This is a genomic window from Pseudomonas sp. BN417 (genome assembly GCF_029871205.1).
In the GTDB taxonomy this organism is placed as follows: Bacteria; Pseudomonadota; Gammaproteobacteria; order Pseudomonadales; family Pseudomonadaceae; genus Metapseudomonas.
The window spans coordinates 1-14348 of sequence record NZ_SSOJ01000037.1 but is presented as its reverse complement, the minus strand read 5'-3'; the positions used below and the strand labels follow the sequence as shown (position 1 = coordinate 14348).

Sequence of the window (14348 nt, the reverse complement as noted above, 5' to 3'; positions counted from 1 at the left end):
TGAAGCAGTCAGCCAGGAAAGTCGCATGAGCTTGCCACCGAATCTGGGCCCGCGTAACGGGATACTGTCCTTGACCATCAAGGACAAGTCGGTCCTGTATGCCGCCTATATGCCGTTCATCAAGAACGGTGGCCTGTTCATTCCGACCAACAAGAGCTACAAGCTCGGCGACGAAGTCTTCATGCTGCTCAACCTGATGGACGAGCAGGAGAAGATCCCGGTCGCCGGCAAGGTGGTCTGGATCACTCCCAAGGGCGCCCAGGGCAACCGTGCTGCGGGCATCGGCGTCCAGTTCAACGATGGCGACAGTGGTGCGCGCAACAAGATCGAGACCTACCTCGCTGGCGCTCTCAAGTCGGACCGTCCCACCCATACGATGTAACGGCACTGTTTCCGAGCCGCAAGCTGCAAGCCGCAGGAGCCCTGTCGCTTTTCTCTTGTGGCTCGCAGCGTGCCGCTTGAGGCTTTCATGCTTATCGACTCCCATTGCCACCTGGACCGCCTCGACCTGGCTGCCCATGGTGGATCCCTCGACGCCGCGCTGGATGCCGCACGGGCCCGCGGCGTCGGCCAGTTCCTCTGCATCGGCGTGAGCGCCGACAATGCCGCCGCGGTGAAGGCGCTGGCCGAGCGCTACGAGGATGTGCACTGCTCCGTCGGTGTCCATCCGCTGGACCTGCAGCCGGGTGAATCCCTGGCGCTGGAATGGTTGCTGGGCGAGCTCGAGCACCCGCGTGTGGTGGCAATCGGCGAAACCGGCCTGGACTATCACTACGAGCCCGAGGCGGCCGAACTCCAGCAGCAGGCCTTCCGCCTGCACCTGGAAGCGGCCAGGGTCACCGGCAAGCCGGTGATTGTCCATACCCGCGAGGCCCGCGCCGATACGCTTGCCCTCCTGCGCGAGGCGGCGTTGCCCCAGGCCGGCGTGCTGCATTGTTTCACCGAGGACTGGGAGATGGCCCGCGCCGCGCTGGACCTCGGCTTCTACATTTCGCTCTCCGGCATCGTTACCTTCCGCAATGCCGACGCCCTGCGCGAAGTGGCCCGGCAGGTGCCGGCCGACCGCCTGCTGGTGGAGACCGATTCGCCTTATCTCGCGCCCATTCCCTATCGTGGCAAGCCGAACCTTCCGCAGTACGTGCGTGAGGTGGCGGAATTCCTCGCTGAACTGCGTGGGGTGGAGTACGAGGTGTTCGCCCGGCAGACCACGGAAAACTACCTGCGCCTGTTCCCGTTGGCGCGCCGGAACTGAGCCGGACCTGCCGTATTCCGGACGGCAACAAAAGCCGCGCACAAAAAAAACCCGGGTTCTGGGGGATGAATCCGGGTCAAGACCATTAGGAGTAAAACAAAGGAACGCGATCCACGGTTCCTCGACTGGCTGGGCACTTGGGGGGAGATGCCGCGCGCCAGTAAGAAGAAGTTTAGCCAATATCCCCGTGCGTCCAGACAGCTCGGCGGCGTTTCTTAAACCTATTTGGAATACGCCGGCACGGGCTGAGTCCTCATGCGTCTGCCATCTGGCGTAGCAGCGAAAGGGTCTCCTCGATAACCCGAGGTTGGGTGTAGAAGTGCGGCGAGAAGCGGATGCCACCACCACGCTGGGCGCAGACCACCTGCTTGGCACGCAAGTGTTCGAATAGCGCCTGGTTTTCCCAGCCGTCGAGACGGAAATTGAGAATGCCGGCGCGACGCTCGGGATTCCGCGGGCTCCGCAGCTGTACACCAGGGATCCTCGCCAGCCCGTCCTGCAGCCATTGCACACGCTCTTCAAGGGCGAGGGCTACCTGTGCCATGCCCACTTCCTCCAGCAGCGAAAGGCTCGCCTCCAGCGCCATGGCGCCGAGCATGTTGGGGCTGCCGCACTCGAAGCGGCGTGCGGTGCGCGCGGGCTCCCAGTCTGCGCGCTCGTAGTCGCCGGGGTGTTCCAGCATGTGCCAGCCATACTCGTGGAGCTTCAACTGCTCGCGCAGGTCGCTGCGGCAATAGAAGACGCCCAGGCCTTCCGGGCCGAGCATCCACTTGTGTCCGTCGGCCATGGCGAAGGCGCAGTCGATGGCCTGGGCATCGAAGGGCAGGGCGCCGAGTTGCTGGATGGCGTCGACGCAGAACAGCACGCCACTCTGGCGGCAGCCATGGCCGAGTCGCAGCAGGTCGAGGCGCAGGCCGCTGGCGTACTGCACAGCGCTGATGGACATCAGGCGGGTGCGCGGGCCGCAACTCGCGAGCAGGGCGCCTTCCGGGTCGGGTACATCCAGCGAGACCTGCAGCACTTCGACGCCGAAGCGCTTCAGCGCTTCCCAAACGACCCGGTTGGAAGGGAATTCCTGGTCGCTGATGACCACCTGATCACCTGTTGCCCAATCCAGACCAAAGGCAACGAATGACAGGGCTTCCGATGTATTCTTGACCAGCGCGATGTCTGCTGTGGTCGGTGAGTTCAGCAGTCTGGCCAGGCGTTCGCGCAGCCGACGTTCTACTATCAACCAGTCCGGATAGTCCCTGGCACCCAGGTGCAGGTTCTCTTCGGCGAAGCTCTGGACCGCACGAGTCGCGCGTTTCGGCCAGGGTGCCACCGCCGCATGGTTGAGATAGCGGAGCCCGTCGGCCTGGGCAAACTCATCTTGCAATAAGCTCATAGTTGGATGTTCCGTGCATTTTGACGCCAGATAGGCATAATACGCGGCTTGATTTTCGACCCCACAGTCCCTTTATGCAGAAAGAACCCCGTAAAGTCCGTGAGTTCCGCCGCCGCGAGCAGGAAATTCTCGACACCGCCCTCAAACTCTTCCTGGAAGAGGGCGAAGACAGCGTTACCGTCGAGATGATCGCCGACGCAGTGGGTATCGGCAAAGGCACCATTTACAAGCACTTCAAGTCGAAGGCGGAGATCTATCTGCGCCTGATGCTCGACTACGAGCGCGACCTCAATGCGCTGTTCCATTCCGCCGATGTGGATCGGGACAAGGAGGCGTTGTCGCGGGCCTATTTCGAGTTCCGCATGCGCGACCCGCAGCGCTACCGCTTGTTCGACCGCCTGGAAGAGAAGGTGGTGAAGAACAGCCAGGTGCCGGAGATGGTCGAGCAGCTGCACAAGATCCGCGCCTCCAACTTCGAGCGTTTGACCCAACTGATCAAGGGCCGCATCGCCGAAGGCAAGCTGGAGGACGTGCCGCCGTACTTCCACTACTGCGCCGCCTGGGCCCTGGTACACGGCGCCGTGGCGCTCTACCACTCGCCGTTCTGGAGCAGCGTGCTGGAGGACCAGGAAGGCTTCTTCCAGTTCCTCATGGACATCGGCGTGCGCATGGGCAACAAGCGCAAGCGCGAGAGCGAGTCGCCGGCAGGCTGACGTATTCAGTACGCCTATATCGCGGTTCCGGGCATGTGATGGCCCCAGCCGGGGGGATATACTCCGGCATATCACATGCCGGAGCGTCCCATGATCGTCGACCGCCAAGGCAGGCGCTTCCGCAATCTGCGCATCAGCCTGACCGCCGCCTGCAACTATGCCTGCACCTACTGTGTGCCTGACGGCAAGCGCCTGGTAGCGGCACAGGATGAACTCTCGGCCGACGCCATGGTGCGCGGTGTCGCCTACCTGATCGAGGCGGCAGGCATCGAGCGCCTGCGCATCACCGGCGGCGAGCCGCTGGTGAGTCCCAAGCTCGATCCTTTCCTCCACGCGGTCAGCAGGCTCGGGCTCGAAGACATCAGCCTGACCAGCAACGGCCAGTTGCTTTCTCGCAAGCTGCCGCTGTTGCTGGAGTGTGGCATTCGCCGCCTGAACATTTCCCTCGATACCCTGGATGCCGGCGAGTTCCGCAGCATCGCCCGCGGCGGCGACCTGGCCACCGTGCTCCAGGGACTGGAGGAGGCGAAGGCGGCCGGACTGAAGATCAAGGTGAACATGGTCCCGCTGCGCGGCAAGAACCTCGATCAGGTGCTGCCGTTGCTGGACTATTGCCTGGAGCAGGGCTTCGAGCTGCGTTTCATCGAGCTGATGCGCATGGGGCATCTCGCCCGCGATCCCAATACCTTCCACCAGCAGTTCGTGGGGCTGGAAGAGTTGCTGGCGCTGATCGGCACTGCGCACGAGTTCGTCCAGGCAGATGCACCGCTGGATGCCACGGCCTTGCGTTACAGCGTCCCGGGGCAGGGGTACTTCGGCGTGATCGCCAACGAGAGCGTGCCCTTCTGTCGCACCTGCTCGCGCCTGCGGCTGTCTTCAACCGGCTGGCTGCATGGATGTCTCTCTTCGAGCAACCGGCACTATATCGGCGACCTGCTGGAGAAACCCCGGCACGAGGCGTTACCCGCGTTGCAACGGTTGCTGGTCAAGGCGTTGGCAGACAAACAGGAAGTCGCGTTCTCCGGCGGTGTCACCGTGATGAAGATCATTGGCGGTTGATGGCGCGGAAGCTGCATTGGTCCCCTATCCGCCGGATTTTCGTCGCCGGCGCCTGGAGGACAAACGATGCGTAGCATGATTCTGTTGCTGGCGATTCTCGGCCTGGGTGGCTGCATGAAGGTCAGCGACATGGCCGACGGCAGTCGCGAACAACTGAGCGATGCCGGATTCCTCGACCACAGCGAAACCCGCCGCGCCAGCTCCTGGCGCCTGCAGCCGGATTCCTTCATTTACATTGCCCAGGGCTATTTCGTGCCGCCGGGCTCGGCCTATCCGCGGCCCAATGTAGTGGCCGAGGAGGCCTTCAACGGTTTCGTCGAGTACTTCCCCATGGTGCGCCGGGCCAAGGGGCCGGCCGGCCTAGAGGAGTCCATGGGCCAGGCCCGCGCCAAGGGTGCGCACTACCTGCTCTACGCCCGTTTCGCCAGCGCCGACGACCGCATCGGCACGGTAGAAGAGTGGGAGGACCAGGAGGCCATGGATCGACTCGGCCGCGACCGTGGTGTGATCCAGTTGATGCTGATCGAGACCAATACCCGCTATCTGGTGGATACTGCCCGTATCCGCAATCGCGGCGGATTTCTGACGTTTTACGATGCCAAGCCCGAGGACCTGATCGGCCCTCCGCTGGAAGAGTACGCTCGCAGCCTGCTTGGCTTGAGTCGTTGAGGAGATTGAAATGAGCGATCCCGGCAAAGCCGGCGACCTGCTGGCGCAGATACCCAAGGGCGACAAACCGGGTGGCGCCCCGGTACACCTGTGGAATCCGCCGTTCTGCGGCGACCTCGACATGCGCATCGCCCGCGATGGCACCTGGTTCTACCTGGGCACGCCGATCGGGCGCAAACCTATGGTGAAGCTGTTCTCCAGCGTGATCCGCAAGGACGGCGAGGACTACTTCCTGGTGACTCCGGTGGAGAAAGTGGGCATCCAGGTGGATGACGCGCCGTTCGTCGCCGTGGAGCTGCGGGTCGAGGGGGCAGGGGAGGCGCAACAACTGCGCTTCATCACCAATGTCGAGGATGAGGTGGTCGCCGGTGCGGCGCACCCCATTCGCGTCGAACTGGACCCGCGGACCCAGGAGCCTTCGCCCTATATCCTGGTGCGCACCAACCTGGAGGCGCTGATCCACCGCAACGTCTTCTATCAGCTGGTGGAGCTGGCCGAGCCGCGGGAAATCGATGGCGTCACCTGGCTGGGCGTCTGCAGCGGCGGGGAGTTCTTCCCCATAGGCCCGATGCCGGAGTAGTCCCGAAGGCGGCAATGAAAAAAGGCTCCCGAGGGAGCCTTTTTCGTGCCTGCTTACATGTTGGGGTAGTTCGGGCCGCCGGTGCCTTCCGGGGCTACCCAGTTGATATTCTGGGCCGGGTCCTTGATGTCGCAGGTCTTGCAGTGCACGCAGTTCTGCGCGTTGATCTGGAAGCGCTTGGCACCGTCTTCCTGGGTCACCACCTCATATACGCCGGCCGGGCAGTAACGCTGCGCCGGTTCGTCGTACATCGGCAGGTTCTTGGCGATCGGGATGCTCGCGTCGGCCAGCTTCAAGTGGCAGGGTTGTTCCTCTTCATGGTTGGTGTTGGAGAGGAATACCGAGCTGAGTTTGTCGAAGCTGAGCTTGCCGTCCGGCTTCGGATACTCGATGCGCTGGGACTGGGCTGCGGGCTTCAGGCAGGCGTAATCCGGCTTGTTGTCGTGCAGGGTGAACGGGATCTTGCCACCGAACCAGTTCTGGTCGATGTAGTTGATTGCCCCGCCCACCAGTGTGCCGAACTTGTGGATTGCCGCGCCGAAGTTGCGGCTGCGGAACAGCTCGTCGTAGAGCCAGCTGGACTTGAAGCTGTCGACGTAGCCGGTCAGCTCGTCACCACCCTCCTTGCCGGCGCCCAGGGCGGCGGCCACGGCGTCGGCGGCCAGCATGCCGGACTTCATCGCGGTGTGGCTGCCCTTGATCTTGGCGAAGTTCAGGGTGCCGAGGTCGCAACCGATCAGCGCGCCGCCGGGGAAGACCATCTTCGGCAGCGAGTTCAGGCCGCCCTTGCAGATGGCGCGGGCGCCATAGGCCACACGCTTGCCGCCTTCCAGGTACTGCTTGACCACCGGGTGGTGCTTGTAGCGCTGGAACTCGTCGAAGGGCGACAGGAAGGGGTTGCTGTAGGACAGATCGATGATCAGGCCGACCACCACCTGGTTGTTTTCCAGGTGATAGAGGAAGGAACCGCCCGGGTTCTCGTCGTTCAGCGGCCAGCCGGCGGTGTGGACCACCAGGCCGGGCTGGTGCTTGGCCGGATCGATGTCCCAGATTTCCTTGATACCGATGCCGTAGTGCTGGGCGTCGGCGTCGGAGTCCAGGTTGTACTTCTTGATCAGCTGCTTGCCGATATGGCCACGGCAACCTTCGGCGAACAAGGTGTACTTGGCGCGCAGCTCCATGCCGGGGGTGTAGTAACCCTCTTTCGGGTTGCCTTCACGGTCGACGCCGAGATCGCCGGTGATGATCCCGCGCACCACGCCGTTCTCGTCGATCAGCGCTTCCTGGGCGGCGAAGCCCGGGTAGATCTCGACGCCCAGGCCTTCGGCCTGTTGGGCCAGCCAGCGGCAAAGATTGCCCAGGGAGATGATATAGTTGCCCTCGTTGTGCATGGTCTTGGGCACAAAGAGGCCGGGAACCTTGATCGCGGAGTCGGCATCCTTGAGCATATAGATGTCGTCGCGGGTCACCGGGGTGTTCAGCGGGGCGCCCAGGTCTTTCCAGTCAGGGAAGAGTTCGTTCAGGGCTCGCGGTTCGAATACGGCGCCAGAGAGGATGTGGGCGCCGACTTCGGAACCCTTCTCGACCACGCATACGCTGATCTCTTGACCAGCTTCCGCGGCCTTCTGCTTCAGTCGGCACGCGGCGGACAGGCCAGCGGGGCCGGCACCGACGATGACGACGTCGAATTCCATGTATTCGCGTTCCACAGTCAATCTCCTCAAGGCTCTTCGATATTTTGTGTTGGAGGGCTAGGCTCGATCCCTGACCTGAGCTGGCGCATTATATCCAGCACCTTCGGCTGGTCCAATACAAACGTTTGTTTGAATTTTGTGAAGCCCTGATAGGATAAGGCTCTGCGGCTTATGACAGGGCATTTTGCTGTATTGACCCGAATAGGCGATCCGGTCAAGATACGGGCGGTTTTGCGCTCGCTGTCTGGGCTGATGTCGGTTCCGGCCGACCTGCATCACTAGCCAGGTTCATCTTGGCGACATTCTTATTAACCGGAGAGTAACGAGGAATCCATGAAGGTTCTTGTAGCTGTCAAACGAGTGGTCGACTACAACGTCAAGGTCCGCGTCAAGGCGGACAACTCCGGCGTCGACCTCGCCAACGTGAAGATGTCGATGAACCCCTTCTGCGAAATCGCCGTAGAAGAAGCCGTCCGTCTGAAAGAAAAAGGCGTAGCGAGTGAAATCGTCGTCGTCACCATCGGCCCGAACACCGCTCAAGAGCAGCTGCGTACGGCCCTGGCCCTGGGCGCCGACCGTGCGATCCTGGTGGAGAGCGCTGACGAACTGAACTCCCTGGCGGTGGCCAAGCTGCTGAAAGCCGTGGTCGAGAAGGAGCAGCCGCAGCTGGTCATCCTCGGCAAGCAGGCCATCGACAGCGACAACAACCAGACCGGCCAGATGCTCGGCGCCCTCACTGGCTATGCCCAGGGCACCTTCGCCTCCAAGGTCGAAGTTGCTGGCGACAAGGTCAACGTCACCCGTGAGATCGACGGTGGTCTGCAGACCGTTGCGCTGAACCTGCCGGCGATCGTCACCACCGACCTGCGCCTGAACGAGCCGCGCTACGCGTCGCTGCCGAACATCATGAAAGCCAAGAAGAAGCCGCTGGACGTGGTCACCCCGGATGCCCTGGGCGTGTCCACCGCCTCCACCGTGAAGACCCTGAAAGTCGAAGCACCGGCCGCCCGCCAGGCCGGTATCAAGGTCAAGTCCGTGGCTGAACTGGTCGACAAACTGAAGAACGAGGCGAAGGTAATCTGATGGCTATCCTGGTTGTTGCTGAACACACTAACGCCGCACTGGCAGCCGCCACCCTCAACACCGTTACCGCTGCGCAGAAGATCGGTGGTGATGTCCACGTGCTGGTCGCAGGCCAGGGCGTAGGCGCCGTCGCCGAAGCCGCCGCCAAGATCGCCGGTGTCGCCAAGGTGCTGGTGGCCGACAACGCCGCCTACGCCCATCAGCTGCCGGAAAACGTCGCGCCGCTGATCGCCGAGCTGGGCAAGGGCTACAGCCACGTGCTGGCGCCAGCCACCACCAACGGCAAGAACTACCTGCCGCGCGTGGCCGCCCTGCTGGACGTCGACCAGATCTCCGAGATCATCGCCGTCGAAAGCGCCGACACCTTCAAGCGTCCGATCTACGCCGGTAACGCCATCGCCACCGTGCAGTCCTCGGCTGCCGTGAAAGTGATCACCGTGCGTGGCACCGGTTTCGATGCCGCTGCCGCTGAAGGCGGCTCCGCTGCCATCGAAGCCGTGGGCACCGTCACCGACGCCGGCAAGTCCGCCTTCGTCGGCGAAGAGCTGGCCAAGTCCGATCGTCCGGAACTGACCGCTGCCAAGATCGTCGTTTCCGGCGGCCGTGGCATGCAGAACGGCGACAACTTCAAGCACCTCTACGCCCTGGCCGACAAGCTGGGCGCTGCCGTGGGCGCTTCCCGTGCCGCGGTCGACGCCGGCTTCGTGCCGAACGACATGCAGGTCGGCCAGACCGGCAAGATCGTCGCGCCGCAGCTGTACATCGCCGTGGGCATCTCCGGTGCCATCCAGCACCTGGCCGGCATGAAGGACTCCAAGGTGATCGTTGCGATCAACAAGGACGAAGAGGCGCCGATCTTCCAGGTCGCCGACTACGGCCTGGTGGCTGACCTGTTCGAAGCCATCCCGGAGCTGGAAAAGCTGCTGTAACAGCGCTTCCCCGGTCTGCCGTACAGAAAACCCGCTCTTCGGAGCGGGTTTTTTATTGCGCCTCAGTTATCGCTGGCGTCGAGGAAGGCCTGGTAGTGCTGGGCGGTTTCTTCCGGGCGCTCGATCATGGGCGCATGGCCACAGTTCTGCACGATCACCACGCTAGGCTTCTTCAGCAGCGGTTTCATCACCTCGATGCTGGAGACATCCAGCACCCGATCGCGGTCGCCCCAGAGCAGCAGGGTAGGGGCCTCGATCCTGGGTAGTTCCGGCTCCAGCGGGATGTAACGCTCCCGGAGCTGGCGGAACACCTCGTCGTAGTGCGCCTCGTTGGCCGCGGACTGCTCGGCCAGGTAGGCCTTCACCGAAGCGGGCAGCGGTGGCGGCTCAACGAAGACGAAAGCCAACATGCGCTCGAAGTCTTCGGCACTCCTCACCACCAGCGGGTTGGGCTGGCCGCTTTCGATCAGGCGGAACAGTTCGCTAGGCTTCGGCGCCTTCACGCCACCGCTGTCGAACAACGCCAGGCTGCGCACCTGGTTCGGGTAGCGGGCGGCGAAGAGTCCGGCAATATGGCCGCCCATGGAGTTGCCCACCAGGTGCACCTTGCCCAGCTCCAGGGTCTTGATGAAGGACTCCAGGCGCTCGGCCTGGGTGCCGACGTCGTAGCTGCCGGCGGGCCTGTCGCTGTCGCCGAAGCCGGGCAGGTCAAGGGCTACGACGTGGTAGCGCTGGGTGAAGTGCCGGGCGAAGCGCAGCCAGTTGTCCTTGTTGGCGCTGAAACCGTGGATCATCAGGATGGTTTCGCCCCTGGCCGGGCCGCCCTCGTAGTAATGGATGCTAAGATCGCCCAGCGTGACCTGGCGTTCAGACAGGCCGGCGAGCTGGCGTTCCACCAGCAGCACGCTTGCCATCAGCGCCGCGGGGGAGAAGTAGAGTGTTGCCGCCGCAGTCGTCAGGAGAATGACGACTGCGATGAATAATTTCTTCATGGCCCATCCTTATCGCGAATAGTTCTTGTAGTCGCCTGTACGCTAGCATGAAGCTCGCTCCAGGCGATGCCGCCCGCTTGCGCGGCCAATCGAATGTCCAGTTCGGGAAACCTCAGATGCCAAGCCGATTCCGCCTTTCCTCTCTTCTCCTCGTGCTGTGCCTGCTGCCCGGGCTGGGGCAGGCCGCCGGGAAGTGCGAGCGGTTGGTGGCCACCGGCAACCCCGAATATCCCCCCTATCTCTGGCGCGACCCGGAGAATCCCAAGCATTTGATAGGCGCCAACGCCGACCTGCTCAAGCAGATCGCCAAGGAATTGGGCCTGAAGGTGGAAGTCATCTACACCGGTCCCTGGTCCCGCGCCCAGGATGAGGTGCGCACCGGCCGGGTCGACCTGATCGCCGGCGCCTTCCTCACTTTGCCGCGTCTGGAGACCATGGACTACGTCCACCCGGCCTTCCTCGAGACCCAGAGCGTGGTCTGGGTCAAGCGCGACAAGCCCTTCCCCTACAGCGGCTGGGACGACCTGCGCAGCCATCTTGGCGGCACCCTGGTGAAGAACAGTTTCGGCGAGGCCTTCGACCGCTTCGCGAAGGAGAGCCTCAAGCTCGAGGAAGTCCCCAGCCTGACCCAGGCCTATCAGAAGCTCCTGCTGGAGCGCACCGAGTACGTACTCTACGAACGCTACCCGGGCCTGGTCCTGGCAGACACCCTGGGCATGGCCGATGACCTGGTGGCCCTGGAACCACCGATATCCAGCGAAGGTCTGTACCTGACCCTGTCCCACAACTCGGCGTGCAACGACCCGTGGCTGCGCGGACAGCTCGCAAAAAAAATGACAGAATTGGTCGCCGCCGGGGTGCCGGAAACCCTGCTGCAGCGCAACCTGGAACGCTGGAAGGCGCTGCAGATGCAGCCTGTCAGCACCCCCGAATGATTAGGAAACTTCTAGTGAGCAAAACACCCCTGTTTGCTGCCGGCCTGGCCGTGTTGGCCTTGGCCGGTTGCGCCAACGACCCCGCGCCGATAGAGCAGATGAGCCTGACCCAGAAGGCGGTTGAGCAGGCCACGGCCGTAGGCGCTACCGAGCAGATCGAGGAAATGAAGCTCGCACAGGAAAAGCTCGCCCTGGCCGAGAAGAACATGGGCGAGCAGGACTACAAGCGTGCTCGCGTACTGGCCGAAGAAGCCGAACTGGATGCGCGACTGGCCGAAGCCAAGGTGTTGACCCAGAAGAGCCAGGACCAGCTGGCCGAGCTGACCGCGCGGATCAATCGCCTGCGCAAGCAGTTGGGGGACGTTCAGTGAAGTCGAAACACCCATTGAGTCTCGGCCTGCTGCTCAGTCTCGGATTGCTCGGCGGCTGCGCCAACCAGCAGGCGACCGAACAGAGTCTGGAGCAGGCCCGGCAGATGTTCCAGAAGGTCAAGGAGGACCAGAACGTCCTCAGCAGCGCGCCCAAGGACGTGATACGTGCCGGCGAATCCCTGGCCCGCGCCGAGCGGCTGTCCAGCTACCTGGGCAACGACGCCGACGTCGTCCACTACGCCTACCTCAGCCAGCGCTACAGCGAGATCGCCACCCAGCACAGCGAGCAGAGCCAAAACCAGGCTCGCGTGGCCAAGCTGCAATTGGAGCGTGAGCGCCTGCAGCTGGCGTTGCGCGAAGCCAAGCTGCTCAGCGTCCAGCAGCAGGGCAAGTGGCTGGAAGAGCAGATGATCGCCCTGGCCGCGACCGAAACCGACCGTGGCCTGGTGATGACCCTGGGCGACGTACTCTTTGATACCGGCCGCGCGGACCTCAAGGCCTCGGCCAACCGCACCGTGCTCAAGCTGGTTCAGTTCCTTCAGCTGAACCCGCGGCGCATCGTGCGCATCGAGGGCTACACCGACAGCAGCGGCAAGAAACAGGACAACCTGAACCTGTCCACCGAGCGCGCGCAGGCGGTGGCCGATGCCCTGGTTGACCTCGGCATCGACGCCAAGCGGATCCAGGTCCAGGGCTACGGCGAGGCCCATCCGGTGGCGGAGAACGCCTCCAACCGTGGCCGGGCGCAGAATCGCCGGGTAGAGATCGTCTTCTCCAACGACAAGGGTGTGCTCGGTCCGGCGCGCTGACGTGCGACATGCAAGCCCCGGTTGCCCTTCGGCGCCGGGGCTTTTTCGTTTCTGGACAATAGCGCTGTATCGCCCACAATCTCCTGATCTGTACCGGTGCAGTTTTGCAGTCTTCCGATAGTGTTTCGGTTCAGTGATACAGGTGCCGCCGTCATGACCAATCTGTTGCTCTACCAACGCATCGCCCAGCAGCTGGCCGATGATATTCGCCGTGGCGTCTATCAGCCGGGTGAACGCGTGCCTTCGGTGCGCAAGCTCAGCTCCCAACTCAGTGTCAGCCACGCCACCGTGCTGCAGGCCTATGCCAGCCTCGAGGACCAGGGCCTGATCCGCGCCCGTCCGCAATCCGGCTTCTATGTGCACCAGACTCCGGCCCTGACCGCGCCCACCCCCGACATCGCCCGGGTCGAGCGGCCTGGTCTGGTCACCCGCGCCAGCATCATCCAGCAGGTCCTGGCCGAGTCGCGCCGCGAAGGCGTGTTCCCCCTGGGCGCGGCGGTGCCCCATGTCGACTATCTGCCGGTGCGGACCCTGCACCAGCAACTGGCCAAGGTCACCCGCTTCCACAGCCCGCGTGCGTTCAGCTACATGTTCAGCCCCGGCTTCGAGCCGCTGCGGCGCCAGGTGGCGATCCGCATGCGCGATGCCGGCGTGGTGGTGGATCCGAGCGAAGTGGTGATCACCCACGGCTGTGTGGATGCCCTGCAGATGAGCCTACGGGTACTGACCCGTCCGGGTGACCTGATCGCCACCGAGTCGCCCACCTACTACGGCCTGCTGCAGCTGGCCGACCTGCTTGGCCTGAAAGTGATCGAGATTCCCAGCGACCCGACCACGGGCATCAGCCTGGAAGCCTTGCAGCTGGCCGCCAACCAGTGGCCGATCAAGGCGCTGGTGCTGACCGCGCGGTTGAGCAACCCCTTGGGCGGGACCATTCCAGAGGAGCGCCAGAAACAGTTGCTGCGCCTGTCCTCGGATTTCGACATCCAGATCATCGAAGACGATATCTACGGCGAGCTGATGTTCGACCAGGGGCCGTCCAAGGCGATCAAGGCCTACGACCTGGACGACCGGGTGATCTACTGCTCCAGCTTCTCCAAGACCCTCTCGCCGGGTGTGCGCATCGGCTGGATGATCGCCGGCAAGTACCAGGCGGAGATCCAGCGCCTGCAGACCTTCAGCACCCATTCGGCGTGCAGCGTCACCCAGATGGGCGTGGCCGCCTACCTGGAGAACGGCGGCTACGACCGGCACCTGCGCTATATCCGCCAGGAGTACCGGAAGAACCTCACCGCCTTCCAGCTGGGCGTGCAGCAGTACTTTCCAGAAGGCACCCAGATGACCCGCCCGAACGGCGGCTTCATCCTCTGGATCAGCCTGCCGGCCAAGGTCAACACCAAGGACCTGCATGTACGCGCCCTGCAGCAGGGCATCAGCATCGCCCCGGGGCTGATCTTCAGTAACACGGAGCAGTTCAACCACTGCGTGCGGCTGAACTGCGGCATCCCGTGGAACCGCGAGGCCGAGCGCGCCATCATGACCCTCGGCATGCTGGCCAAGCAGCTCTGCCAGGAGGCTGGCCTGTAGGGGCGAATTCATTGGCTATGTCTGCGTTAGCTGTTGCAGAACCGAATAGAAGCGTCTAGCACGGGCCTTTCAGGCCTCCGAACCGGCCTGATACATCCCTCATCCGAACGCGGCCCGCCCCGGCCCCTCTCCCAGGGGTAGAGGGGTGACTCGCGCCTGACAAGGCGCGGCAATCCTGATGCCTGGTCATTGCCTGAACCTGTGCAGAAGAGGTGGGGCAGCGAATCTGCCCCGTCAGAAGGCCGAGCGGAATCGTTGTGCAGGGGGATGAGCGGCATGGATGCCGCG

Annotated in this window: 15 protein-coding genes; 12 read left to right on the top strand and 3 right to left on the bottom strand. The window is 63.3% G+C overall.

From position 1 onward, the window contains the following. Positions 1-25: 25 nt before the first annotated feature. Both E8F11_RS03250 and E8F11_RS03245 read left to right on the top strand, forming a co-directional pair. Positions 26-382 carry a PilZ domain-containing protein gene (locus E8F11_RS03250; protein ID WP_280287367.1) on the top strand — a complete coding sequence of 119 codons (357 nt, stop codon included), beginning with the start codon at positions 26-28 and terminating at the stop codon, positions 380-382. Between the two features lie 87 nt (positions 383-469). Then, complete coding sequence (locus tag E8F11_RS03245; protein ID WP_280287366.1) at positions 470-1252, top strand: TatD family hydrolase; 783 nt, start codon at positions 470-472, stop codon at positions 1250-1252. 253 nt (positions 1253-1505) lie between these two features. Here E8F11_RS03245 and E8F11_RS03240 read toward each other — a convergent pair whose 3' ends face one another. Beyond that, complete coding sequence (locus E8F11_RS03240) at positions 1506-2639, bottom strand: aminotransferase class V-fold PLP-dependent enzyme (protein WP_280287365.1); 1134 nt, start codon at positions 2637-2639, stop codon at positions 1506-1508. A gap of 74 nt (positions 2640-2713) precedes the next feature. On the opposite strand from E8F11_RS03240, the gene E8F11_RS03235 reads away from it, so the two are divergent. The 4 genes from E8F11_RS03235 (at position 2714) to E8F11_RS03220 (ending at position 5660) form a co-directional block, all read left to right on the top strand. Next, positions 2714-3352: a TetR/AcrR family transcriptional regulator gene (locus tag E8F11_RS03235; RefSeq protein ID WP_280287364.1), complete on the top strand. Its 639-nt coding sequence runs from the start codon at positions 2714-2716 to the stop codon at positions 3350-3352. A gap of 90 nt (positions 3353-3442) precedes the next feature. Then, positions 3443-4411: a radical SAM protein gene (locus tag E8F11_RS03230; protein WP_280287363.1), complete on the top strand. Its 969-nt coding sequence runs from the start codon at positions 3443-3445 to the stop codon at positions 4409-4411. Positions 4412-4477: 66 nt separating this feature from the next. Then, a complete protein-coding gene (locus E8F11_RS03225) occupies positions 4478-5080 on the top strand; it encodes a DUF4823 domain-containing protein (protein ID WP_280287362.1) in 603 nt (200 codons plus the stop codon). Positions 5081-5090: 10 nt separating this feature from the next. Continuing rightward, positions 5091-5660 carry a DUF1285 domain-containing protein gene (locus E8F11_RS03220; RefSeq protein WP_280287361.1) on the top strand — a complete coding sequence of 190 codons (570 nt, stop codon included), beginning with the start codon at positions 5091-5093 and terminating at the stop codon, positions 5658-5660. A 53-nt stretch (positions 5661-5713) separates the two neighbouring features. On the opposite strand, the gene E8F11_RS03215 is transcribed toward E8F11_RS03220, so the two are convergent. Further along, entirely contained in the window at positions 5714-7369 is a 1656-nt protein-coding gene (locus E8F11_RS03215) for an electron transfer flavoprotein-ubiquinone oxidoreductase (RefSeq protein ID WP_280287360.1), read from the bottom strand. A gap of 318 nt (positions 7370-7687) precedes the next feature. Here E8F11_RS03215 and E8F11_RS03210 point away from each other — a divergent pair, with 318 nt between their 5' ends. Next, entirely contained in the window at positions 7688-8437 is a 750-nt protein-coding gene (locus E8F11_RS03210) for an electron transfer flavoprotein subunit beta/FixA family protein (RefSeq protein WP_215378610.1), read from the top strand. Next, a complete protein-coding gene (locus E8F11_RS03205; RefSeq protein WP_280287359.1) occupies positions 8437-9366 on the top strand; it encodes an FAD-binding protein in 930 nt (309 codons plus the stop codon). The genes E8F11_RS03210 and E8F11_RS03205 overlap by 1 nt, the downstream gene beginning before the upstream one ends. Before the next feature lie 62 nt (positions 9367-9428). Here E8F11_RS03205 and E8F11_RS03200 read toward each other — a convergent pair whose 3' ends face one another. Next, complete coding sequence (locus tag E8F11_RS03200) at positions 9429-10358, bottom strand: alpha/beta hydrolase (protein WP_280287358.1); 930 nt, start codon at positions 10356-10358, stop codon at positions 9429-9431. A gap of 116 nt (positions 10359-10474) precedes the next feature. Here E8F11_RS03200 and E8F11_RS03195 point away from each other — a divergent pair, with 116 nt between their 5' ends. From E8F11_RS03195 to E8F11_RS03180, 4 genes are all read left to right on the top strand, one after another. After that, positions 10475-11293, top strand: coding sequence for a transporter substrate-binding domain-containing protein (locus E8F11_RS03195; RefSeq protein WP_280287357.1), 819 nt, complete (start codon positions 10475-10477; stop codon positions 11291-11293). Positions 11294-11307: 14 nt separating this feature from the next. Beyond that, positions 11308-11664, top strand: coding sequence for a DUF4398 domain-containing protein (locus E8F11_RS03190; RefSeq protein ID WP_280287356.1), 357 nt, complete (start codon positions 11308-11310; stop codon positions 11662-11664). Continuing rightward, positions 11661-12473 carry an OmpA family protein gene (locus tag E8F11_RS03185; RefSeq protein ID WP_280287355.1) on the top strand — a complete coding sequence of 271 codons (813 nt, stop codon included), beginning with the start codon at positions 11661-11663 and terminating at the stop codon, positions 12471-12473. Before E8F11_RS03190 ends, E8F11_RS03185 begins: the two co-directional genes overlap by 4 nt. Positions 12474-12626: 153 nt before the next feature. After that, positions 12627-14060, top strand: a complete 1434-nt coding sequence (locus E8F11_RS03180) for a PLP-dependent aminotransferase family protein (RefSeq protein WP_280287354.1) — start codon at positions 12627-12629, stop codon at positions 14058-14060. Positions 14061-14348 lie beyond the last annotated feature (288 nt).